This is a genomic window from Curtobacterium sp. MCBA15_007 (assembly GCF_001864905.1).
GTDB classification, from domain to species: domain Bacteria; phylum Actinomycetota; class Actinomycetes; order Actinomycetales; family Microbacteriaceae; genus Curtobacterium; species Curtobacterium poinsettiae.
In genome coordinates, this window is the sequence record NZ_MJGM01000056.1 from 15795 (window position 1) to 39589 (window position 23795).

Annotated in this window: 19 protein-coding genes and 1 tRNA gene; 9 read left to right on the forward strand and 11 right to left on the reverse strand. The window is 72.1% G+C overall.

Annotated features, from left to right (window positions below; all coding sequences use genetic code 11):
- The first annotated feature begins 112 nt into the window (after positions 1–112).
- Genes BIU95_RS13920 through BIU95_RS13930 form a run of 3 tightly spaced genes read left to right on the forward strand, consistent with a single transcriptional unit; the run spans position 113 to position 4802 of the window.
- A complete protein-coding gene (locus BIU95_RS13920; RefSeq protein ID WP_056071020.1) occupies positions 113–1117 on the forward strand; it encodes a MoxR family ATPase in 1005 nt (334 codons plus the stop codon).
- Positions 1117–2448 (forward strand): DUF58 domain-containing protein, encoded by a 1332-nt coding sequence (locus BIU95_RS13925; protein ID WP_071251942.1) that lies wholly within the window; start codon positions 1117–1119, stop codon positions 2446–2448. Before BIU95_RS13920 ends, BIU95_RS13925 begins: the two co-directional genes overlap by 1 nt.
- Positions 2445–4802 carry a DUF3488 and transglutaminase-like domain-containing protein gene (locus tag BIU95_RS13930; protein ID WP_071251943.1) on the forward strand — a complete coding sequence of 786 codons (2358 nt, stop codon included), beginning with the start codon at positions 2445–2447 and terminating at the stop codon, positions 4800–4802. Before BIU95_RS13925 ends, BIU95_RS13930 begins: the two co-directional genes overlap by 4 nt.
- A 510-nt stretch (positions 4803–5312) precedes the next feature.
- Here the strand turns inward: BIU95_RS13930 and BIU95_RS13935 are convergent.
- Both BIU95_RS13935 and BIU95_RS13940 read right to left on the reverse strand, forming a co-directional pair.
- Complete coding sequence (locus BIU95_RS13935) at positions 5313–5915, reverse strand: TetR/AcrR family transcriptional regulator (protein WP_017888341.1); 603 nt, start codon at positions 5913–5915, stop codon at positions 5313–5315.
- Positions 5916–6161: 246 nt separating this feature from the next.
- On the reverse strand, positions 6162–6923 hold the full coding sequence (locus tag BIU95_RS13940) for a trimeric intracellular cation channel family protein (RefSeq protein WP_056070282.1): 762 nt from the start codon (positions 6921–6923) through the stop codon (positions 6162–6164).
- A gap of 69 nt (positions 6924–6992) precedes the next feature.
- On the opposite strand from BIU95_RS13940, the gene efeU reads away from it, so the two are divergent.
- From efeU to BIU95_RS13955, 3 genes are read left to right on the forward strand one after another with little or no spacing between them, the layout of a single operon-like run.
- Positions 6993–8603, forward strand: a complete 1611-nt coding sequence (gene efeU / locus BIU95_RS13945; RefSeq protein WP_071251944.1) for an iron uptake transporter permease EfeU — start codon at positions 6993–6995, stop codon at positions 8601–8603.
- Positions 8590–9810, forward strand: coding sequence for an iron uptake system protein EfeO (gene efeO, locus BIU95_RS13950; RefSeq protein WP_071251945.1), 1221 nt, complete (start codon positions 8590–8592; stop codon positions 9808–9810). The genes efeU and efeO overlap by 14 nt, the downstream gene beginning before the upstream one ends.
- Positions 9807–11129 carry a Dyp-type peroxidase gene (locus tag BIU95_RS13955; RefSeq protein ID WP_139179812.1) on the forward strand — a complete coding sequence of 441 codons (1323 nt, stop codon included), beginning with the start codon at positions 9807–9809 and terminating at the stop codon, positions 11127–11129. Before efeO ends, BIU95_RS13955 begins: the two co-directional genes overlap by 4 nt.
- A 322-nt stretch (positions 11130–11451) precedes the next feature.
- Here the strand turns inward: BIU95_RS13955 and BIU95_RS13960 are convergent, their stop codons facing one another.
- Positions 11452–13833 carry a bifunctional UDP-sugar hydrolase/5'-nucleotidase gene (locus tag BIU95_RS13960; protein ID WP_071251946.1) on the reverse strand — a complete coding sequence of 794 codons (2382 nt, stop codon included), beginning with the start codon at positions 13831–13833 and terminating at the stop codon, positions 11452–11454.
- Between the two features lie 87 nt (positions 13834–13920).
- Positions 13921–15078 carry a Gfo/Idh/MocA family protein gene (locus BIU95_RS13965; protein ID WP_071251947.1) on the reverse strand — a complete coding sequence of 386 codons (1158 nt, stop codon included), beginning with the start codon at positions 15076–15078 and terminating at the stop codon, positions 13921–13923.
- Positions 15079–15154: 76 nt separating this feature from the next.
- Here BIU95_RS13965 and BIU95_RS13970 point away from each other — a divergent pair, with 76 nt between their 5' ends.
- The 3 genes from BIU95_RS13970 (at position 15155) to BIU95_RS13980 (ending at position 17574) form a co-directional block, all read left to right on the forward strand.
- Complete coding sequence (locus BIU95_RS13970; protein ID WP_056070295.1) at positions 15155–16576, forward strand: glucose-6-phosphate dehydrogenase; 1422 nt, start codon at positions 15155–15157, stop codon at positions 16574–16576.
- A gap of 29 nt (positions 16577–16605) precedes the next feature.
- Positions 16606–17391, forward strand: coding sequence for a dienelactone hydrolase family protein (locus BIU95_RS13975; protein WP_042540609.1), 786 nt, complete (start codon positions 16606–16608; stop codon positions 17389–17391).
- A gap of 110 nt (positions 17392–17501) precedes the next feature.
- Positions 17502–17574 (forward strand) — tRNA-Arg (locus BIU95_RS13980).
- Positions 17575–17653: 79 nt separating this feature from the next.
- Here BIU95_RS13980 and BIU95_RS13985 read toward each other — a convergent pair.
- The 7 genes from BIU95_RS13985 to BIU95_RS14015 form a co-directional block, all read right to left on the reverse strand.
- Positions 17654–18820, reverse strand: coding sequence for a N(5)-(carboxyethyl)ornithine synthase (locus tag BIU95_RS13985; protein WP_071251948.1), 1167 nt, complete (start codon positions 18818–18820; stop codon positions 17654–17656).
- Positions 18821–18872: 52 nt separating this feature from the next.
- Positions 18873–19502, reverse strand: coding sequence for a TetR/AcrR family transcriptional regulator (locus BIU95_RS13990; RefSeq protein WP_017888351.1), 630 nt, complete (start codon positions 19500–19502; stop codon positions 18873–18875).
- 93 nt (positions 19503–19595) lie between these two features.
- Entirely contained in the window at positions 19596–20276 is a 681-nt protein-coding gene (gene aroQ, locus BIU95_RS13995; RefSeq protein WP_017888352.1) for a gamma subclass chorismate mutase AroQ, read from the reverse strand.
- Entirely contained in the window at positions 20273–20494 is a 222-nt protein-coding gene (locus tag BIU95_RS14000; protein ID WP_017888353.1) for a hypothetical protein, read from the reverse strand. Before BIU95_RS14000 ends, aroQ begins: the two co-directional genes overlap by 4 nt.
- A gap of 28 nt (positions 20495–20522) precedes the next feature.
- Positions 20523–22184, reverse strand: a complete 1662-nt coding sequence (locus BIU95_RS14005) for a glycoside hydrolase domain-containing protein (RefSeq protein ID WP_071251949.1) — start codon at positions 22182–22184, stop codon at positions 20523–20525.
- Between the two features lie 228 nt (positions 22185–22412).
- The gene (locus BIU95_RS14010) at positions 22413–23507 is read right to left on the reverse strand and encodes an alkene reductase (protein WP_056070304.1); all 1095 of its coding nucleotides are present in this window, start codon (positions 23505–23507) and stop codon (positions 22413–22415) included.
- Between the two features lie 64 nt (positions 23508–23571).
- Positions 23572–23784, reverse strand: coding sequence for a hypothetical protein (locus BIU95_RS14015; protein WP_017888356.1), 213 nt, complete (start codon positions 23782–23784; stop codon positions 23572–23574).
- Between the last annotated feature and the right edge of the window lie 11 nt (positions 23785–23795).

The window sequence follows — 23795 nt, forward strand, 5'->3', positions numbered from 1 at the left end:
CGGCCGCACCCTGCGCGGATCGGCCACCGGTGCGCGGAACGACCAGCCGGTGCACCCGTGCCGGGTGCTGTCACCGGGCCGGGGTAGCATGCACGACACCTGTCCTGTGACGATGGAGCCCTGCGTGCCGGAACCGACCGACCCCGCCTTCCCGCTCGAACACGTGCGATCGGTGGGCGACGACATCGTGGCCTCCGTCGCCACGGTGATCGACGGCAAGACGGAAGCCATCCGAACCGCCCTGACGGTGATGCTCGCCGAGGGGCACCTGCTCGTCGAGGACGTCCCCGGGGTCGGCAAGACCGTGCTCGCCAAGGCGCTCGGCGCCTCGGTCGGCGGGTCGGTGAACCGCATCCAGTTCACCTCCGACATGCTGCCGTCCGACGTCACGGGCGTGAACATCTTCGACCAGTCGTCCGGCACCTTCCGGTTCTCGCCCGGCCCGGTGTTCGCGAACGTCGTCATCGGCGACGAGATCAACCGCACCAGCCCGAAGACCCAGTCGGCCCTGCTCGAGGCGATGGCCGAGTCGCAGGTCACCGTCGACGGCGTGACGCGGCAGCTGGACCGTCCGTTCATGATCGTCGCGACGCAGAACCCCATCGACATGGAGGGCACGTACCCGTTGCCCGAAGCCCAGCGCGACCGCTTCATGGCGCGCATCGCGATGGGCTACCCGAGCGTCGACGCCGAACGGCAGATGCTCGCGAACCGCGGCGGCAGCGACCCGCTGTCGCGCCTGCGGCCGATCGTCGACGTCACCACCCTGCGGCAGATCATCGAGACCGTGGCCCACGTGCACATCGCCCCCGACGTCGAGGCGTACATCATCGCGATCGTCCGGTCGACGCGCACGCACCCCGACCTGGTGCTCGGTGCGAGCCCCCGTGCGACGCTGCACCTCGCGCAGGCCGCGCGTGCGCACGCTGCGCTGGCCGGCCGGCCGTTCGTCACCCCCGACGACGTCGCAGCGCTCGCCCCGATCGTCCTCGCACACCGGCTCGTGCCGGTCGCCCGTGGGCTCGGCGGCACCGGCGAGGACACCGTGCGCGAGATCGTTGTCCGCATCGTCTCGGACACCGCCATCCCGTTCACGGCCACCCCCGTCCGCTCCTGATGGCGCGTCCACCGGCACCGCCGTCGCTGCTGCGACGCGTCGGTGCCGCGCGGTCCACGGCCGCCCGGTTCGGTCGCCGCGGGCTCTCGTTGGCACGCCGGACCCCGTTCCCGCGTCCGACGGTCCGCGGCTGGACGGTCATCGCGGTCGGCATCGGCCTGGTCGGCGGCGGCCTGGTCGGCTCCACGAGCGTCGCGGTCACGGCAGGGCTCCTGCTGCTCGTGCTCGTCGTGCTCGGCATCGTCATGGCGTTCGTCGTCGCGACCCCGCTGCGAGGCAGCCGCAGCACCGCCCGGGCGATCGTGCAGGTGGGCGAGGTCTACCGCGAACGCATCACCCTGGGCGGCACCAGCCTGCCGTTCGGGCCGCGGGCGACGCTGCTCGTCCGCGAACAGCTCGAGGACGCCTTCGCCAGCCTGGCCGAGGCGGAGACCTACGCCGAGGTCGGACCGGGCCTGCCGCCGGCGGTGCTCGACGTCGAAGCGCTCGCGATGCACCGCGGCCGCTCGCTGGTCGGGCCCGTCACGATCCGGGTCGAGGACCCCTTCGGCCTGCTCCGGATCGACCGTCCCGTCGTCGCGGCCGAAGAGATCGTCGTCGTGCCGGCCTCGGCGCCGCTTGGTGCGATCGACGCCGGAGCGCTCGCCGGTGCCGTCTCCGCCGACGAGGGCCGGGTCGGACAGGGCGGTTCGGCCGACGACAGCGAACTCCGTCCGTACCGACCGGGTGACCCGATCCGCCGGGTGCACTGGGCCCAGAGTGCGCGCCGCGGGGAACTCCACGTCCGCCAGACCACGCAGGCCCAGCCGCCCGAGGCCGTGATCGCGCTCGACGTCCGGCGCGAGTCCTACCAGCGCCTCGGTCGGGAAGACCTGGCGGAGCTCTCCGACCTGGGCGGTGACCAGGCCTTCGAGCACGCCGTGGTGGTGGCCGCCAGTGTCGCCCGCGCGCTCGCCGCCCGGACCTCCCGCGTCGTGCTCGTGTTCGACGGCCCCGAAGGCGCGACCCGGCACGCGGGCGACGTCGGCGGGCTCACCGACGTGCTCGTCGGGCTCGCCGACGTCCGGCTCCGCTCCGATGCCCGCGAAGTCACCGACGTCCTGCCCGAGGTCCGCGGCCGCGACGTGCACGGGATGACCGCCGTCGTGACCGGTACCTGCACCGCGGAGGAAGCCGCCGAGCTCGTCAGTGCGACGAGTGGGTCGAGCCGCGGCATCCTGGCGACCATCGTGCCGCCGGACCCTGCCGTCCGGGGCATCCTCGACCGCGGTGGCTGGCGGACCCTCGTGGTGCCGGTCGCCGGTGCGACTCCGTCCGGAGCAGCGCGGTGACCGGGGCGACCGCACCGGTGCGTGGCCGCGTGGACGTGCGCGAGATCCTGGAGCGGGACGACCTGCGTGACGTCCCGAGCGCCTGGGTCGTCGCCCTCGCGCCGGTGCCCGTGCTCCTCGCCGCCCTCGCCATCCGGCCGCTCGTGCAGGGCATCGCCTGGTGGGTGTCCGGTGTCGTCGTCGTCGCCGTGCTCGTCGCGGTGATGCTCGCGGTGCGCCGGCAGACGCCCGGCATCCGCTTCGTCGTCCTGGTCGGCACGGTCATCGCCTGCTCGTGCGCCGCCGCCCTGGTCAACGACATCCAGCCGCTCGGGTGGCTCGACGCCGACGGGGCCCTCGGGCAGACGCTCGCCGCGATCCGCCTCAACCCGGCACCCCTGCCACAGACCGACGCGATCCGGCTCGTGGTCACGGCGTCGATCGGGTGGGTGGCGGCGGTCGCACTGTTCCTCGCCGCCATCGCGCGGATCCCGTCGCTCGCCGCGGCCCCGGCCCTGGTGATCCTGATCGTGCCGGGCGTCATCACCGGCCAGCCCGCCGGTACCCCGCTCGTCATCGCCACGTCGGTGGCGTTCCTTGCCCTGCTGTGGTTGTCGGTGCGCCCCGTGCAGCGCGCACTGCCCGCCGCCGTCGTCGGTGCCATCGGGCTCGTCGTCGCCATCGGACTGCCGACGATCGTGCCGCTCAACGCCAGCTGGCTGTCCGGTGTCACCGGTGCGATCCAGTCCCCGATCCAGCCCGGACGGCCCGGCACGCTGCTCGAACTCGGCAACGACCTGCGCCGCCCGAGCGAGCTCGAGGTCTTCCGGTACCGCTCGTCGGACGGGCAGCCCGAGTACCTCAAGCTCGCCGACCTGGACGAGTTCGGCACGGGGGACTGGGTGCCGACCGTGACGAACGCGGCCGAAGCCGACACCGCCGACGAACAGCAGTGGGCCGAGGGCGTCAACCCGCGCCTGGCGAGCCGCGGCGACGTGACGGTCCGGATCACCGGGCTGTCGAGCACCTACCTGCCGGTGCCGTCAGGTGCGGTCTCGATCGAGTCGCAGTCCACCAACCTCGACCTGTCGCAGTGGCGCTGGATGGGGAACTCGAGCACCGTCCGGTCGACCGGCGCCGCGACGGCCCGGGGTGCGATGTACGAGGCGTACGGCGCCTCGACCTTCGCCAACGACTACCTCGACGCGGTCGCCGCCTCGGGGGTGCTCGCGCGCTCCGACGGCCGTGGCTTCCGGGAGCCCAGCCGCGAGCAGCTCCGCACCGACCTCGCCCTGCCCGACGACCTGCCGGCGAACATCTCGTCCACCGCCACCCGTGTCGCCGCAGCCGCGACCGACGACTACGGCCGGGCACGGGCGCTCGAGCAGTGGTTCCGCAGCGACCTGTTCACGTACTCCGAGACCGCTCCGGTGGAGCAGGGCTACGACGGTGACAGCATGGACGTCGTCTCGACGTTCCTGCGCGTCCGCGACGGGTACTGCGTGCACTTCTCGTCCGCGATGGCCGTGATGGCCCGGACGCTCGGCATCCCCTCGCGCATCGCGGTGGGGTACCGGGCCGGGTCGCCGCAGCCCGACGGCGAGTACGCGGTGTCGAACCGGCAGCTGCACTCGTGGCCCGAGCTGTACATCAAGGGCGCCGGCTGGGTCGCGTTCGAGCCGACGCCCGACTCCGACGAGGCCGCTCCGTCCGAAGAACCCTCGGCCTCCCCGACGGCAGCGGCGCCGGAGACCCCGCTGCCGGCGCCCGAGCAGACCACCCCGGCGGAAGAGTCGGCGTCGTCGACTCCGTCGGAGTCCCCGGTTCCGGGCGCTGCGGGTGCGTCCAGCACCGGCGGCGGCGGTGGCCCCGTCGGTCTGCTGGTGGGCCTGTTGCTCGTGCTCGCGGTCCTGGTCGCCCCGGGCTTCGTGCGTGCCGTTCGTCGCCGCTCCCGGCTGTCGGCGATCGCCGCCGGTCGGTCACCTGCCGTGCAGGCGTGGCGGGAACTGCTCGACGACGTCGCCGACCACGGGTACGCCCCGGGCCTCGCGCCGCCGGGTGACGCCGCCGCCGTGGCCCGGACTGCCCGAGCCGTGCTCGGACGCCTGCGGCCCGGACTGCCCGCGTCGGTCGTGCCGCACCTGGAGGCCGCCGTCGACGCGGTCGACCGTGAGCGCTTCGCCGCCGACGGGGCCGCATCGGCGGACGGTGCGGCGCTGGGCAGCCACGTCCGACAGGCCCGTGTCGCCCTCGACGAGTCGGTGCCGAGCGTGCGCGTCGTGCGGTCGCGGCTGCTGCCACCGAGCCTGTTGCCGTCGTCCGCCTGGTCCCACGACGGGCCGAAGCCCCGCCGTCGGGATCGTCGCTCGGCCTGACGCCGGCGCGGGCGCGTGGTGCGAGCCTCGCACGGTGCGGGGTTCGTCGGGCGCTGCGGGGTTCGTCGGGTGGTGCGTGGTTGGTGGCTCGGTGCGGGGCTGTAGGCGTGCACGGGGCGGTTGAGCGGGCACGGGGTTGCGAACCTCGCACGGTGCGGGCTCCGTTAGGCGATGGCCCGGCGGATGTTGCACGGTGCGGGGTTCGTCGGGTGGTGCGTGGTTCGTGGCTCGGTGCGGGGCTGTGGGCGTGCACGGGGCGGTTGAGGGGGTACGGGGTTGCGAACCTCGCACGGTGCGGGCTCCGTTAGGCGATGGCCCGGCGGATGTTGCACGGTGCGGGGTTCGTCGGGTGGTGCGTGGTTGGTGGCTCGGTGCGGGGCTGTAGGCGTGCACGGGGCGGTTGAGCGGGTACGGGGTCGCGAACCTCGCACGGTGCGAAGCCCCGACCGCCGAGCCCGACCGCCGCGCCCGCCCGCGGGCCGCGGGCCGCGGGCCGCGGCCGCGGCAGCGTCAGCGCCGGCGGATGACCGCCTCGAGCAGGGTCGCGACCAGCTCGCCCGGGTTGACCCCCGGTAGCGCCGGCGCGTCGAACACCAGGCCGACGTTCGCCGCGATGAGCACGTTCGCGAGCTCCTCCGGCGTCATGCCCACGTCGACTTCGGGGTGGCCACCGAGCCACAGCCGCACCAGTTCGAGCACGCCGTCCTGCAGCACCCGGCGCTGCCGGATGAACTCGGGCAGGAACTCCGGGTGTCGGACGGCGTACCCGCGGAACGTCGACAGCAGCGCGAACTGTTCGCTCTGGTCGTTCTGACCGAACGCGACGCGCAGGACGTTCCCGACGTCGACGGAGTCGATGTCGGCGTGCACGAGTTGCCGCAGGGAGCCGAGCACCACGTTGGTGGACCGCTGCATGACCTGCCCGAGCAGGTCTTCCTTCGACGAGAAGTTCGAGTAGACCGCACCCTTGCTGAACCCGGCGCGCGCAGCGACCTCGTCGAGCCGGGCGCCGTGGACCCCCTGTTCGGCGAAGACGGCCGCACCGGCGGCGAGCAGGCGTTCTCGGACCTCGGCGCGCGGGATGCGCTGGGCGGGGGAAGCGTCGTCGCTCATCGGTTGGTGCTCCGACCTGTGCTGGTGGTCGTCGGGGAGAGCATCGTGGAGGAGACCTGCCGCGCCGCGCGTCTGATCCCGCGCGGCATCAGCGAAGCCCCCATCCCCACGTCTGCTCGGAACCGCCGCGTTCGGGTCGCGTCGGTGCTGTGCGGACAGCGTTCACCGGGATCGCACCGGCAGAACCACCAGGACGATACCCGGCGGTACTGATCGTACCGTCGCGGAGCCGCGGATGACAGCCCCTCAGTCCTCGTGCTCTTCCCGGACACTGCCGGCACCGGTCCGACGCCCCGGTCGACGGAGCAGTCGGAGCGCGTCCGGTCGCAGGCTCCGACCGCGCCGGAGCAGCGAACCCAGGGTCGACTTCGGCTGCCAGTCACGACCGTTCGGCAGTCCCCAGCCGCGGCGGACCGCGCCCCAGCGGAGCCCGAGCGACAGGGTGATCGCGAGCAGGATGCCGATCGAGGGTGACCCGAGGGCCGAGGCGATCACCATCGTGGCCGACGCGGCGACGGCCACGGTGGCGTACAGCGCGTTCCCGCCGAACACCGCCGGCACCCGTCGCAGCAGCAGGTCGCGCATGGCCCCGCCACCGACCGCCGTGATGGTCCCCATGATGATCGCGGCGGGCCAGTCGAGGCCGGCGTCGTAGGTCCGCTGCACGCCGACCACCGCCCAGAACCCGATCACGGCGGCGTCGAGCACGGTGAACAGGCGGTCCCAGGTGATCTCGGAGAACGACACGAGGAACGCGATGAGCGCCCCGGCGACGGCGACCGGCACGTACAGCGGGTCGACCAGTGCGACGGGCGGCCCGTTCTGCAGCAGGGTGTCGCGGAGCATCCCGCCACCGAGTCCGGAGACGAACCCGACGACCAGGAACCCGAACAGGTCGAAGTCCATCGCGCGGGCGATGGAGCCGCCGAGCAGGGCGGACGCGAAGACCCCGGCGAGGTCGAGCACGTTCGTGACCGACGCCAGGCCGTCGACGGACAGCAGGTTCATGAGAACCATCAAACATCACGTCGCACGACTGGCGGGCCGATCCGCGGTTAGGTTAGCCTCACCTTCGTCATGCTCGCCACTCTCGTCATCGGTCTCCGTGAAGGCCTCGAAGCCACGCTCATCGTCGGCATCATCGCCGCGTTCCTGCGTCGCAACCGCGTCCCGCTCGCCCCGATGTGGTCGGGCGTCGGGCTCGCGGTGCTGCTCAGCATCGCCGTCGGCTTCGGGCTGCAGGCCGTCGAGCAAGCGCTGCCGCAGGCGCAGCAGGAGGGCATGGAGGCGGTCATCGGCATCGTCGCCGTCGTCTTCGTCACGGGCATGATCGTCTGGATGCGCACGCACGCGCGCACCCTGACCGCCGACCTCGAAGCGAGTGCGACCGCCGCGCTCGGCCGCGGCACCGCCTGGGCGCTCGCCGGCATGGCGTTCCTCGCCGTCCTGAAGGAGGGCTTCGAGACCTCGGTGTTCCTCCTCGCCACGTTCCAGGCGTCGTCGGACACCGGCCTCGCCGCGCTCGGCGCCGTGATCGGCATCGCCGCCGCGGTCGTCGTCGGCTTCGGTATCTACACCGGTGGCGTCCGCCTCAACCTGTCGCGGTTCTTCACCGGCACCGGGGTCTTCCTGGTCTTCGTCGCCGGCGGCCTGGTGCTGACCGTCCTCCGCCGCGCGCACGAGGCCGGCTGGATCGTCATCGGCCAGCAGCGCACCGTCGACCTGTCGTGGCTCGCCCCGAACGGTTCGGTGCAGGGCGCGCTGGTCACCGGCGTGCTCGGCATCCCGCCGGACCCACGGGTCATCGAGGTGCTCGGCTGGGTCCTCTACGTCGTCCCGGTACTGGCCCTGACCCTGTGGCCGCGCGCCTGGCGTCCGTCGCCGGACCGCGTGCCCCGGGTGCGCGCCGTCGTCGCCGGCGCACTCGCCGTCGCCGCAGCGGCACTCGCGGTCGCCGTGCCGACGGGCGGGGCGGACCTGCCCCGCACGACCGCGGTCAGCGGTGACGCCAGCTCCGTCTCGGCCAGCGTCGACGGTGCGTCCGGCGTCCTCCGCGTGGCCGGCACCGGAACCGGCCAGGAGGCCCGTCTCACCCTGCCGACGTCGGCCCACCGCCGCGTCACCCGCGCGGGCGTGGCCGCCGACCGGTGGCGCGTCGTGCAGGACGGAACCGGTGCGCAGGGGAGTGGTGCCGACCGTCCGTCGAGGCTGACCCTCGACGACCTCGTCACACTGTTCGGCCGACTGCCCGTCGGGGTCTCCCCGTCGACGAACCCCGGCCCGTTCGCGGCCCGCTGGGCCGTCCGCGACACCGTGACCCTGTGGACGGTCCGGGGTGGGGTCCTGGACGCCACCCGCGACGAACGCGAGGTGCTGACGCTGAGCGGTGGGGGCCTCCCGTCCGCACGCACCACGACCCTGGACCGCACCGTCTGGTCCGTCCCCGACGCCCGCGTCGAGCGGTCGGCCGCCTCGGTGGCCGCGGCCGACGCCCGGTCAGCCGACCTGCTGCTCTGGAAGGCCTGGCTGCCGATCGCCCTCGGCATCGCTGCCGCCGCGCAGGCGCTGCTGGCGCTGCGTGACCGCCGCCGTCGGCGGCTCCCCACGACCCGCACCCCCGAACCCGTCCCCGCTCGTGGCCCTCCGGCCGCGGACCCTGCAAGGAGCACCGACCATGTCCTTCGGTAAGCCCGTCCGACCCCTGATCACCCTGGGCGCCCTCGGCGTCGTCACCGCCCTCGCACTCTCCGGATGCTCCGGCGGGTCCGCCGAGACCGGCGGCTCCGGCACCGACGCGAAGGTCTCCCGCGTCACCGTCACGCTCACCAACGACGGGCAGGACGCCTGCGCGGTGTCCGCGACGAAGGTCCCCGCGGGCCCCGTCACCTTCACGGTGAAGAACGAGTCGTCGACCGCGATCACCGAGGTCGAGCTGCTGCAGGACCAGCGGATCCTCGGCGAGAAGGAGAACCTGGCACCCGGCCTCGACCCCGTCCGGTTCACCGCCACGCTGACCGGCGGGAAGTACCAGGTGTACTGCCCCGGTGCCGAGACCGAGCTGACGGACTTCACCGTCACCGGCAAGGCTGCGTCCACCGCGAACAGCAGCGCCTCGACGCTGCTCCGTGACGGGACGAAGGGCTACGCGACCTACGTCGACGGCCAGGTGACCGACATGGTCGCCGCGGTCGAGCAGCTGCAGAAGCACATCGACGCCGGCGACCTCGACGCGGCGAAGACCGACTACGCGAACGCCCGTCCGTTCTACGAGCACGTCGAGAGCGACGTCGACGGCTTCGTCAAGAAGGGCTTCAAGGCCACCGACAACGCGGGCAACCTCGACTACCTGATCGACATGCGCGCTTCGAACCTCGACCCGGCCGTCGGCTGGAGCGGGTTCCACGCCGTCGAGAAGGACCTGTTCCAGGCGGGGAAGATCACCGCGTCGACGAAGCAGACCGCCGCGGACCTGACCGAGGACGTCCAGCTGCTCGCGAAGCTCGTGCCGACGCTCGACTACAAGCCGGAGGACCTGGCCAACGGTGCCGCCGGGCTGCTCGAAGAGGTGCAGTCGAACAAGATCACCGGCGAGGAAGAGGCGTACAGCCACATCGACCTGGTCGACCTCGCCGCCAACGTCGAGGGTGCCCGCCAGGCCTTCGCGTACCTGAAGCCGGGGCTGACCAAGCTCGACCCGACCCTGACGAAGCAGATCGCCAAGGAGTTCGACGCCACGAACACGCTGATGGACGGCTACCGCGACGCCGACGACCTGGGCGGCTTCGCCAGCTGGGACGCCGCCACCAAGAAGTCCGACGCGAACACGATCTCGCAGCAGATCCAGGCGCTGCAGGACCCGCTGTCCCGCCTGGCCGAGAAGGTCGCGACCGCGTGACCGAGCTGGACGAGGGACCCCGGGCGGACGAGGCACCCCGGGCGGACGAGGGACCCCGGGCGAACGTCTCGCGCCGCGGACTGTTCGGCGCCGGCCTGGCCGTGGCCGGTGCCGGGGTCGGCGCAGCCGCGGGCATCGGCGGCGCCACCGCGGCGACCGGCGTGAACCCGTTCACGGCGGCGACGAACGGCGACGAGTCGATCGACCTGTCCACGAGCCACCCGTTCTACGCCACCGCGGCACGACAGCCACAGGGCGGGATCAGCACCACCCCGCAGCGGCACTGCGTCTACATGACGTTCGACCTGTCGACGACCGTGACGACCGAGCTGCAGGTGCTCCTGGCCCGCTGGTCGGCCGCGATCGCCCAGCTGCAGGCCGGCAAGACCGTCGGCAGCGTCGAACCTGCCCACGGCAACGGGGTCGGTGCCGACACGGGCGAGGCGCTCGACCTCGGTCCGGCGTCCCTGACCGTCACGGTGGGGCTCGGCCCGGGCGTCTTCGACGAGCGCTTCGGGCTGGCCGACCGGCGTCCGGCGTCGCTCGCCGACATCCCGACGCTGCCGAGCGACAACCTGCAGCGGGGCCTGACCGGCGGCGACCTGTCGCTGCAGGCCTGCGCGGACGACCCCCAGGTGGCGTACCACGCGGTGCGCGACCTGGCGCGGATGGCCCGCGGCACCGCGACCGTCCGCTGGACCGTGCTCGGCTTCGGTCGGGCATCGGCCGGGCCGGACCAGAGCACGCCCCGCAACCTGATGGGGTTCAAGGACGGCACCCGGAACATCACGACCGACGCCGACCACGACCGGTTCGTCTGGCTCGACCGCGACGCCGGGTGGATGGCCGGGGGCAGCTACCAGGTGGTGCGGAAGATCCGGATGAACATCGAGACCTGGGACGCCGACGTCGTCAGCGACCAGCAGCGGGTGTTCGGGCGGACGAAGATCCAGGGGGCACCGCTCTCCGGCGGACAGGAACACACCACCCCGGACTTCCACGCGAAGGACGACGACGGTGCGACGAAGATCGACGCGACGTCGCACATCGCCCTCGCCGCACACGAGGCGAACGGCGGCGTGAAGATCCTGCGCCGGCCGTACAACTACACCGACGGGCTCAACGAGTACGGCCAGCTCGACGCCGGGCTGCTGTTCATCGCCTACGTGAACGACCCGGACCACTTCACGCGGTTGCAGCGGAAGCTCGGCGCCTCGGACCGGCTGAACGAGTACGTCTCGCACATCGGCTCCGCGGTGTTCGCCGTGCCGCCGGCACCGCGCAAGGGGTCGTACATCGCCGAGCAGCTGTTCCGCTGAGTTGAGTCGCTGACCCGGAAGGGTGGGCGCCCTCCGCCGTTTCCCTGGAGGCGGAGGACGCCCGCGTCGCGGAGTCTTGTCGAACGGAACCACCGCCGACTTGCTGAAAGCGACCCGGCACGACGCGTCGCGGTGCGACAACCCCGAGAGTACCGCGTGGATCCGCGGATCCGCAGTGTTCGACCGGGATGGGACAGCAACCGTGGCGGCCAGCTCGCGCGACGCGTGCGCCGGACGCGCCCCGGGCCTCCTGACCGACGCGAACAGGCCGCCTCACCATGGTGAGGCGGCCCGTTGCGGTGTGCGCTCGGGAGGCGCGGGGTCAGTCCGTCAGGACCGTCGCGGCACGTCGTGCACGGTTGCGGCGGAGGACCACGAGTGCTGTGGTCCCGGCGAGCAGGAGCAGGCCGGCCGCGATCACCGGAGCGGTCAGGTCCGCACCCGTGTAGGCGAGGTCGCCACCGGCGCGCGGGTCGTCATCGGTCCCGCCGACGCCGCCGATGCCGGCGTCGTCACCGGTTCCCGCGCCGGGGCCGGGGGTGACCCCGCCACCGGTGCCCGGGGTCGGGTCGGCCGGGTCCGTCGGGTTCGTGGGGTCGGTCGGGTCCGTCGGATCGGTGGGGTCGACCGCCGCGGCGACCGGGATCGTCACGGCGAGGGTGACGGTCTGATCACCCGGCAGGGAGACCACGAGCGGTGCGTCGGTCGTGGCGACCGGCTCCGCCACGGCGGCGAGCGAAACGGACCCGGCGGTGCGGGCGGCAGCGCGTGCAGCCGGCGCCTCGATGTCGGGGACCGTGACGGTCAGGGTCGCGCGACCCTGCTCGTCGTTCGTGTCGATGATCGTCGGGTCGATGGCGGCCGACGCGAGCTCCTTGCCGTCCGCGCTGACCGAGACGGTGCCGGCCTTCGCGGGGTCCTCGCTGCCGAACACGAGCGACGACAGGTCGAGCTCGATCTCGTCGCCGGGCTGGAACCCGTCGGACGGGGTCGGCGTGACCGTGACCCCGACGGCGCGCTGGTCGGTCGGGGGCGTGACCGTCGGGTTGGCGAGGAAGTAGTCCACCTGGGCCTGCAGGTCGACCTGGCCCGAGTCGGCGATGTTCGTGCCGGTCGCGAAGGCGGCGAAGTTGTCACCACCGGTCGACAGGAACGAGTTGACGGTCACCTTGAGGGTGTCGGTCAGCGCGATCGGCTCGCCGTCGAGGGTCATCCCGGTGATGCGGTCGCCACGGCCCTTCGACGGGTCGTAGGTGTACGCGAAGCCGTCCGAGACGCCGAGCTTCAGGAACGGACGCGGCAGACCGTCCGGCTGCCACTGCTGCTCGAGGGCGTTCTTGATCTGCTGGCCCGTCATGTCCTCGGTGACCAGGGTGTTCGCGAACGGCTGGACGAGCGCGGCTTCCTTGTAGGTGACGGTGCCGTCCGGGTCGCCGGCGCCGCTCGACGCGGCGATCATGTCGGTGCGGAGTCCGCCGGGGTTCATGAAGGCGACCTGTGAGCCGTTGCGCTCGGTGGCGCTGCGCTGGACCTCGGCGACGTAGTTGCCCAGGACGGATTCGCCGCCGCGGTTCTCGGTCGTGCGGTCGGACTGCACGGCGCGACGCAGGTCACCCGTGATCGTGCCGAGCTTCTTGCTGCCCTCGACGTCGGCGACGGCCTTCGCGGCGGTCACGATGTCGGCCACCGCGTTCACCGAGGTGGGGTCGGTCGGCACACGGGTCTCGCCGTTGACCGACTTGACCTCGCTCGTGATGCCGGTGAGCTGCTTGTCGGCGTCCACCGTGAGCTGCAGGTGCCCGAAGGCCACGCCGTAGGACCCGGCCTGGATCACCGGACGCTTCGTGCCGTCGGGGCCCGCGATCGAGTGGTTGTACGTCGCGTGGGTGTGCGCTGAGACGATGGCGGAGACCTTCGACGAGACACCCGAGGTGATCTCGCCGAACACACCAGAGCCGGTGGCGTCGGCGAGGACGTTCGTCGGTGCGCCCTCGTGGACGAGCAGGACGAGCACGTCGGCCTCGTCGTTGTCGTCCTTGCCGTCGGTGAGCTGCTCGGCGTACTTGTTGACCTGGCTGACGATCGGGGCCATCGCGAGGCCCTCGACACCGCCGGGGCTGACGAGCCCGGGGATGAGGTCCTCGGTGGTGGCGCCGATGAAGCCGATCTTCACGCCGCCCTTCTCCACGATGGAGTACGGCGTGAACGCGGGGTCCGTGGTGCCGGCCTTGACGATGTTCGCCGAGACGTAGGGCCACTCGGCGCGGTCCTCGATGCGGCCGGTCAGGTCGCTCTGGCCCTTGTCGAGCTCGTGGTTGCCGATCGCGCTGACGTCGAGGTCCATGGCGTTCAGGGCGTCGATCGTCGGGGTGTCCTGCTGGATGAGCGACGTGAAGGTCGAGGCCCCGACGTTGTCGCCGACGCTGGCGAAGATCGTGTTCGGGTTGGCCTCGCGGTACGACTGCACGACGCCGGCGAGCTTCGCGGCGCCCGCGGCCTTGTCGGCGGCGGTGCCCTCGGACTCGATGCGACCGTGGAAGTCGTTGACGTCGATGATGTCGATCGTCGTGTCGCCCTCGGCGGCGACGGCTGCGGACGGGACGGACAGTGCGACCAGGACCCCGGCGGTGGCGAGGGCCGCGCCGACGCCGAGACGCCGTCGGGTCGTCGCACCGGCGGATCCGGTGGTGTGGGAAGTGTTCATCGCCGTCGAACCTACGAAGACGCACAGGCGACTCGCCAGACCCCGTCGCAACTCGTCACACGACGTTCACATCCACGATGTCGAGCTTCAGCGGATCTCCCGCCAGGTCGTCTCGGCCGCGCTGCCGATCACGGCCTCGATGATGTCGGCGGAGCGGGCGCCGTCCGCGAAGGTCGGCATTCCGTCTGGTGCCACCCCGGTGCGGGCCGCGGTGTAGGTGTCGGCGACGAAGGCCGCGAACGCGTCGAGGTACCCCTGCGGGTGTCCGGCCGGCACGATCGCCAGCCGGCGCTGGTCCGGGTACCCCTGCGAGGGGTCGCGCACGACGATCTGCGCGCCGCGCTCGTTGCCGAACCACGCGGACTCGGGCTGCTCCTGGTCGAACGCCGCGCTGCCGCGGGTGCCGTCGACCTCGAACCACAGGCGGTTCTTGCGGCCCGACGCGACCTGCGAGATCACGACGTTGCCGATGCGGCCCGTGGCGGTGCGGAAGGTCGCCACGGCGGTGTCCTCGGTGGTGACCTCGGCACGCTCCGCCGCGTCCGCCACCGGGTCCGGGTCGGGGGAGCCGGAGAACGACGGACCGGACGCCGCAGGCCGGGTGGGGTAGACGATGTCGGTCGCCGCGGACACCGAGGCGAAGCGCTCACCCGTGACGAACTCGACCAGGTCGCACCAGTGCGAGCCGATGTCGGCGAACGCGCGGGACAGCCCGCTCGAGGTCGGGTCGACCCGCCAGCTCGAGGCGTCCTCGTCGAGCATCCAGTCCTGCAGGTAGTGGCCGTGCACCGCGAGCAGCCGGCCGAGCTCCCCGTCGGCGATGCGCGACCGGATCTCGCGGACCATCGGGTGGTAGCGGTACACGAACGGCACCGTGGCCACGACACCGGCGTCGGCAGCGGCGGCGACGAGCTCGGCGGCCTGGGCGGGGTCGATCGCCAGGGGCTTCTCGCACACGACGTTGATGCCGGCCGCGATCACCGCGAGCGCCTGCGGGTGGTGCTGGTCGTTCGGGGTGCAGATGTGCACGACGTCGGGGGCATCGGCGATGACCTCGTCGAGCGAGGCGTAGCCACGGGGCAGGTCGAGCTGCGCCGCCACCTGCTCGGAGCGGGTGGCGTTCCGCCCGAGGACACCCAGGACCTCGGCACCGGAGGCCCGGGCCGCCCGGGCGTGGACGCCGGCGATCATGCCCGTCCCGACCACGGCGACACGGAGGCGTCGCCCTTCGTACCCATTGCTCATGGTGCTCCCTCGCGCCGGAATGACACCACCGTAGCGGCCCGGTCATCCACCGGGGCCGATGAGTACCGTCTGCAGCATGTCGAGCCTCCAGACCAGCCTGCTCATCCTCGGAGCCAGCGGCGACCTGTCCAAGCGCCTGCTCCTGCCCGGCCTCGCGACCCTGCTCCAGGTGAAGGACGACTGGGACGTCCAGCTCGTCGGGGCCGGTGTCGAGGACCTGTCCGACGCCGACTGGAAGGCGCAGGTGCGCGAGTCCTTCGAGAACGCGCAGGCGTCGAAGAACGAGGAGGACGAGGGCGCTTCCGGCGACACGGCGCTGCCTGAGCGACTGCAGGCCGTGGTCGACGCCTCCACCTACCGGAAGGCCGACGTCACCGACCCGGACGACCTGCGGGCACTGCTCGAAGTGTGCGACCACGACCCGGCGATCTACTTCGCGCTGCCGCCGGCCGTCACCGAGAAGAGCTGCGAGCAGCTCGCCCACCTCGACCTGCCCGCCCGCACCCGGCTGGCGCTCGAGAAGCCGTTCGGCACCGACGCCGACAGCGCCTCGAAGCTCAACGACCTGCTGCACTCGTTCATCCCCGAGGAACGGATCCACCGGGTCGACCACTTCCTCGGACGCTCCACCGTGCTCAACCTGCTCGGGCTGCGCTTCGCCAACCGCATCATCGAGCCCCTGCTGTCGTCGCAGCACGTCGAGCGCGTCGACATCGTCTACGACGAGACCCTCGGGCTCGAGGGTCGTGCGCGCTACTACGACAAGGCCGGCGCGCTCACCGACATGATCCAGAGCCACCTGCTGCAGGTGATGGCGGTCGTCGCGATGGAGGCCCCCGCCTCGATCAAGGCCGACGACCTGCGCACCCAGAAGGAGCTCGTGCTGCGGGCCGTCCGGCCCTGGGGTGGCGACGTCGTCACCGCGGGCAAGCGCGCCCGGTACACCGCCGGCACCGTCGGCGACCGCCAGCTGCCGTCGTACGTCGACGAGGACGGCGTGGACCCGTCGCTCGGCACCGAGACCCTCGCCCAGCTCACCCTGGAGATCGCGAACTGGCGCTGGGCCGGCGTCCCGTTCACCCTGCGCTCCGGCAAGGCGCTCGCCGCGCAGCGTCGCGAGATCGTCATCACGTTCAAGGACTCCCCGCACGTGCCCGAGGGACTCACCGGCACCGAACTGCCCGACCGGCTGCGCATCTGGATCGCCCCGGACGAGATGCAGCTCGAGCTCAACGTCAACGGCGCCGGCGACCCGTACACGATCGACCACACGAGCCTCGAAGTGACCTTCAACCCCGGGCGCCTGAGTGCCTACGGCGAGGTGCTGGCCGGCGTGCTCGAGGGTGACGCGACGCTGTCGGTCCGCGGCGACAGCGCCGTGCAGGGCTGGAAGGTCGTCGGACCGTTCCTCGACGCGTGGAAGGCCGGCGGGGCGCCCCTCGACGAGTACGCAGCGGGATCGGTCGGCCCCGACGGCTGGGACAACATCGAGGCCTGAGCCGGACGGGCGGCGTAGCGTCGGACGACGTGAACACCACCGACGACGTCCTGCAGACCGTTCCCGAACCCGCCGGCGCCGACATCCGTGTCGACGACGTCTCCTACGACCACGAGGGCACCGAACTGCTCGGTGTGCTCGCGAAGGACGCCGCGATCGCGGGCCGTCGTCCGGCCGTCCTCGTCGTGCACGACTGGCACGGCGTGAACGAGCACGTCGAAGCCCGGGTGACCATGCTCGCCCGACTGGGCTACGTCGCGTTCGGCGCGGACGTCTACGGTGCGGGCGTCCGCCCCGGGGACGACACCGCGGCCCAGGTCGCCGGCGGTTTCTACCAGGACCTGCCGCTGCTGCGGGCCCGCGCCACCGCCGGACTCGAGCGACTGCTCGCCGACCCGGACGTCGACCCCGCCCGCGTCGTCGTCATGGGGTACTGCTTCGGCGGCTCGACCGCACTCGAACTCGCACGGACCGGGGCCGACCTGGTCGGTGCCGTGTCGTTCCACGGCGGGCTCATCGCGCACGACCCCTCGGACGCCGCCGACATCCGGGCGAAGCTGCTCGTCCTCACCGGGGGCGCCGACCCCGTGGTGCCGGACGAGGCCGTGCACGCGTGGCAGGACGAGATGCGCGCTGCGCCGGACGTCGACTGGCAGGTCGTGACGTACTCGGGCGCGATGCACGCGTTCGCGGTGCCCGGCACCGACGCCCCGGACCACGGTGCGCAGTACCAGGAGCGCGCCGACCGCCGGTCGTGGCAGGCGCTCCGGGTGTTCCTGGCCGAGGTGTTCGACGAGGAGCCCGCGGCACGGTGACCGCGCGGCCGCCGGAGGCTGCTCGCGACACGCCGGGCACGGGGGCCGGAGCGCCTCGATTGGCGCCCGGGCCGCACCTGTTGTAGAGTCTTCCACGGCCGCAAGGCCACGCGCTCGTAGCTCAATGGATAGAGCATCTGACTACGGATCAGAAGGTTGGGGGTTCGAGTCCCTTCGAGCGCACAGTACGAAGAAGGGCCCCGGTGGACACCACCGGGGCCCTTCTCCGTTCCGGTCGGCGAGGGGCAGATCCCGGCGAGGGTCAGCCCGCGGCGTGGTGCGGGTACTCGGCGGAGCGGCCCTGGAACGCCAGGATCGCCGGGTTGCGGATGTGTCCGTCCCCGATCTCGATCGCCCGGCGGATCGTCTCCGACCCGGCCCAGGCGTCGGCGCCCGACATCACGGTCCGCAGGAACGGCAGCAGCGCCTCGCTGATCTCCCAGGTCGACGAGTTCCAGAGCATCGACGGGCTGTGGTCGACCGCGTAGTAGTTGGTGGTGCCGCCGACGGTGGTCATCGGTTGTGCGAAGGACGTCGGGTGCGCCCAGCTGAACCCCATCCCCTCGTCGACGGAGACGTCGACGACGAGGCTCCCCGGACGGAAGGCCGCCAGGTCCTCGGTGCGCAGGAACACCAGGGGCGCGTTGGGGTCCTGGAGCGTGCAGTTCACGACGATGTCGTTCTCGGCCAGGTACGGCGCGAGCGGGACCGGCCCGTCCGGGGTGCTGACCACGCTGTCGAACGGCGGTACGTCGGTCTGCCCGAAGTGCAGGATGTCGACGGAGGGGATGGGTGAACCGACGGCCGCGATGTCCCGGTTGGTCAGGACGCGGACGTCGTGGATGCCGTGTGCGTTCAGGGCGGTCACCGCACCGCGGGCCGTGGCACCGAACCCGATGACGACCGCGGTGAGCCGGCGCCCGTAGTCGCCCGTCGACCCGCAGAGCTGCAGTGCGTGGATCACCGAGCAGTAGCCGGCCAGCTCGTTGTTCTTGTGGAACACGTGCAGGCCGAAGCCACCGTCGTCACGCCAGTGGTTCATCGCCTCCCACGCGATCAGCGTCAGTCGTTTGTCGACGGCGAGCTGGGTGAGTTCCCGGTCCTGCACGCAGTGCGGCCACCCCCAGAGCACCTGACCGTCACGCAGGTCCGCCAGGTCGGACGGCAGGGGCTTGGGCAGGAGGACGACGTCCGCGGTCGCGATGACCTCGTCACGGTCGGCCATCGCGCCGACGAGGGGTTCGAGCTGGTCGTCCGGCACGCCGAAGCGAGCGCCGTACCCGCGCTCGAGCGTCATCGCTCGGCGAAGGTCCGGATCGATGCGCTCGAGGTGGGCCGGGTGGATCGGCAGGCGGCGCTCGTCGGCCTTCCGGGAGTCGGCGAGCACCCCGAGGTGGAGCAACTGGTGCGCTGGCGCTGTTTCGGTCATGGTGCACTGTACGGTGCAGGCCGACCACGGGTGCGCCGGACGGGACGACCGCTCAGGAACCGGGCGAGTACGGCCGGGCCGCGTCGATGATCTCCGGGGCACGCTCGATGCCGAACGACGTGAAGAGCGGCGACCACAGGGCCTTGAGCTGCGCGACGAGTTCGTCGTCGGTCAGCTGTGTCGAACCGTCCACCATGCCCAGTGTCGTGTTGAGGAGCAGCAGGACCGACGGCTGGACCTCGGCCGCGTCGACGTCAGCGGCCGCCACTCCGGCGCTGACGAGCTCGCCGCGCGTCATCTCGAACCAGTCGAAGCCGCGCGGCACCGGCACGCCGGCCTTGCCGAGTTCGTGCAGGAGCCGCACGGCGCCGCCCGCGACCGAACCCCTGCGGACGTCGATCCCGGTGGTCAGGAGGAACACCGTCAGGCGCTCGAGCCCGGGCTCGGCGGGCAGCGCGTCGAACAGTTCACGCCAGCGCTGCTGCTGCAGCTCGATGACCGCCGTCGCCAGGTCCTTCTTCGACGGGAACAGGTGGTACCCGATCGCCGACTTCGGCTTGCCCATGGCCTCGGCCACGCGGGAGAACGTGGTCGCCTCGTAGCCGAAGGCCGCGAACTGTTGTCCTGCGGCGTCGATGATGGCTCGTCGAGACGCCTCCATGGCGAGCTGCCGCTGGTTCATCTGGCGCGGTGTCCTTCCTCGCCCGGGATCGAGCGGTCAGTGAACACCACATCCTAGGGCCGCTCACTCCTGCGGCCCGTCACCCCGTTCGGGTCAGGCGGCGCAGAACGTGTTCCACGCCACGTCGATCCCCTTCCGGTGCAGCGAGTCGAGTCCGACGTCGAGGTGCTTCCGCTCCGCGTCCACCAGGTGCGCGCACCGGTGGTCCTGGGCCACGGTCTGCAGCTGGCCGAGCGCGGTCACCAGGTCGGTGTCGATCGCGTCGAGCTGGGGCCGGATGGTCGCCAGGTCCGGTGCCGTCGTCGGTGCGGTCCACGGGTTGTGCGTCCAGTGGTTGATGAGGCCGCGCTGGACGACCTTGCTCGCGGCGATCTGTGCGCGGACCACCCGGGTCACCAGGACGGGGTCGACGCCCTGCTGCTCGGCCAGGGTCACCGCTTCGTCGACGACGGCCTGTTCGCGCACCGGGTCGGCGACCGGCTTGCCGCTCAGCCACTTCGACTCGGCCACCGGGTCGGCGAGCTCGAGTCGACGCAGGATGAGCGCGCCGAGGGTGTCGAGCTGCGCCGTCGACGCCGCGGGACCGGAACCGTCGTGGGAGATGGTCATCGTGGAACCCGTCGGTTCAGCCGAGGTGGACAGGGTGTCGGCGTTCGCCACCGACGTGGGCAGTGCGATGCCCGCTGCGAGCAGGCCGAGGGCGAGCGCGGTGGCGGCGCTCCGGCGGGCGCGCTGACGGGCGGAGGTCGAGGTGGTGGGGTGTGCGGTGTTCACGGGGTTTCCTTCCCGAACCGGCGCCGGAAGCGTCGGGTCAGATCGTCGATGATCGGTTTGATGACCTCGTCGTAGAACGGGTAGACGCCGAAGTGGTCGGCGCCCTCGTCGCAGTAGCAGTCCATCGAGATGGCCTCCTCGAAGTTCGAGAAGACGTAGGTGGCACGGTGGGGGAACACTGCGTGCGGCTCGTCGTCACGCGGGGTCGTGGTGGTCACGGCGGTGCTCGATCCCGGTCAGCAGCCGTCAGCCGGCCAGGCGAGCCGCGGGGACGCCCGGGTCGCGCCCGGAGACCACCACGGCGTCGATCTCGGTGGACCCGTTCCCCGACCCGACCGTGCGGTTCTGGATCTGGTTGAGCGCCCAGTTGCCCGGCAGGGGCTCGAGCTGGTTGCCCGCCCACGCCGGCGACATCCCGGCGACGAACGAGAAGTGCGCGAGTCCGGAACTGCTCACCGCGGTGCACGTGGCACGGGATCCGTAGACGCCCTGCTTGTACAGGTTCCCCCGGTCCCGCAGGCCGGCTGCGACGCCGCGGAAGTACGGCACCACGAGCGACTCGTCCTGTGCGGCGGTGGCGTCGAAGTCGGCGGCGAAGTAGATGGTGGTCTGCTTGGGGATCCCGAGTTCCCGAGCGGCGTCGTGGGCGCGGTGGGCGTCCTTGACACCCTGCTCCTCGGTGAACCACGAGGCGGCGAACCCGCCCTCCTCGAAGATCGGCCACAGCCCGAGCCCGGCGCTCGCCATCACGCGCAGCTCGTCGGGCGTCAGGGCCTTGTCGAGCGCCCCCGACCGCTGGTGGTTCGTCAGGTAGCGGCCGACGCCGGTGGCGCCGGCTGCACGGACGGCTGCAGCGCGCGCGTCGTCGAGGCGCACGGCGGTGTCGGCCCCCGGTGTGGCCCGGTCGGGGTCGCCCGTGCTCGCTGCCAGCGCCGCCCACGTGCCGGCGTCGCACGTCCCGGTCTGTTCGGCGGGCTGGAACGCCTGGAACTGCTGGAACGCACGGACCACCGCGGCGTCCGCCGCGGAGTAGGCGCTGCTGAACACGACGCGCTCACCGTTCAGCACCAGGAGCGCCTTGACGAGCAGCACCCAGGCGCCGGTGGCCCCCACGCCGACGACGCTCGGTCCCGCGGCGCGGAGTGCAGCAGCCGTCCCCGGACCCCAGGCTCCGTCGACCGTGACGCCGACCGCGACCTGCACGGCGCGGATCGCTGCCGCGTACGTGCTCGTGTCGACGACTCCGCTCGTGCTGCCGTACGCGCCGCCGACCGCCTCGGCGTACGTGCGGTTGAGGTACTGCTGGACGGTGCGGACCGATCGGGACCCGCCGGAGGCGAGCCGCACCGGGTCGACGGTCAGGAGTGCGCCGAACAGGTGGGCCGACAGCGGGAGCCCGCCGGGAGCTGCGCCCAGGTCGGACCGCAGGGCCTCGGCGGCCGCGACGGTGGCCGCGTCGAACTCGCCGGTGAGCGAGACGGTCGACGCGCCCTTGCAGATGAGTCCCGCCTGGACGAGCCGGCGCCAGGTCTCGGCGTCGTCGCCCGTCTCGGCGCCGACGTCCCCGTGCTGCTCGAGTTTCTGCCGTGTCGTCGGACCGAACGTCGCGACGACGGGGGAGATGCCGAGGAGCGACTGGGTTCCCTGCACGATCCCGAGCACGGTGCCGCTGCCGGTCAGTCCGTCCTCGTCCACCTGCACCCACCCGTGCACGTGCCCGAAGGTCTTGTTGAGCCAGCGCTGCACGGCCAGGACACCCGCGTCGGCCGAGCCGGAGGTGCCGGTCGACCCGGGGGAGCCGGCCGAGCCGGAGGGGGTCGCCGCGTCGGCCGGGGCCGCGAGCGTGGTCGTGACGAGCGGGACGGCGGCGGTGATGCCGATGAGCGCAGTTCGGCGCGAGATGTGCACGGGGGGGCCCCTTCAGTTGCCTCGAGCGTCCGCTGGCCACCGATCACGCTGTGCGATGCTGATGGCTGCGGCATGGTCCGAGCAACTTCGTCCCTCAACTTGGGACGGTCCTGCATTTCAACAGACGATCGACTGATGAAGCGCTCAGTCCGACAGAACGGACGGGAGGCCCGTGGCGGTTTCGCCACGGGCCTCCCGTCCGTTCCGTCCGTTCTGTCGGTGCGTCGACTACGCGACGGTCGCGCGCGCCTCGGCGAGCGACGGGTAGTCCGTGTAGCCCTCGGCGGTCGCGCCGTAGAAGAGCTCCGGACGCGGCTCGTTGAGCTCGGCGTCGTGCTCCCAGCGGTGCGCGAGGTCCGGGTTGGCGATCGCGGCGCGGCCCACGGCGACGGCGTCGGCGTGGTCGCCGTCGACGAGCGTGATGGCCTCGTCGCGGGTGGTGAGCGACGAGAAGCCGGAGTTCACGATGAACGGGGCACCGGTGGTCCGGCGGATGTGCTGCACCAGGTCGCCGGTCGGCTCGGCGTGCAGGACGTCGACGAAGGCGAGCCCGAGCGGCGCGAGGCCCTCGGCGACGGCCGTGTAGGTGGCGCGGACGTCGTCGGCGTCGTCCTCGATGACGCCCTGGATCCCGTGCTCGGGCGACAGTCGGATGCCGGTGCGCTCGGCGCCGATGGCCTCGGCGATGGCCGTGGTGACCTCGATCGCGAAGCGCGCGCGGTTCTCCGGGGAGCCGCCGTACTGGTCGGTGCGGGTGTTCGACACTGGCGACATGAACTCGTGCACCAGGTAGCCGTTGGCGCCGTGGACCTCGACCCCGTCGAGCCCGGCGGCGATCGCGTTGCGGGCGGCCTGCACGAAGCCCTGCACGGCCTCCTGCACCTCGGCGGTGGTCAGCGCGTGCGGGACGGGCATGTCGGCCTTCGAGCCGTCGGCCAGGTGCGTCTGGCCGGGAGCGGCGACGGCGGACGGGCCGACGATGCGCGGCGTCTGCGAGATGTCGGTGTGCGAGACGCGGCCACCGTGCATGAGCTGCATCACGATCGTGCCGCCGGCGGCGTGCACGGCGTCGGTCACGCGGCGCCAGCCGGCGATCTGGTCGTCGGTCTCGATGCCGGGCTGGCCGGGGTAGGAACGGCCCTCCTGCACGGGCCAGGTGCCCTCGGTGATGATCATGCCGAGGCCGGCGCGCTGCCGGTAGTGCTCGACGAGCAGGTCGTTCGGGACGCCGTGCTCACCGGCGCGGGTGCGGGTGAGCGGGGCCATGACGACGCGGTTCGACAGGGACAGGGCACCGATGGTGGTGGGTTCGAAGAGCTTCACGTCAGGGGGAACGACGAGTTGTCCGATGCAATTCCGTCTCGGAGCAGTTCTTCAGGCAGCGCCGTCAGTCGCGCGGGCACACCAGCGTCGACGAGCGCACCTGACCCTCCGGCCGGATCACCTGGTGCTGGGAGAGGGGCTTGCCGCACAGGGGGCAGCCCCGGTCGATCGTCCGGTCGTCGATGCCCTCGGGGCGGCCGGCGCCGATCTGCGAGGGACCCATCTTGTCGATGAGCGTCGTGTTCCATCGTTCGTACCACTGGCCGAAGCGTCCCACGGTGCATCCTT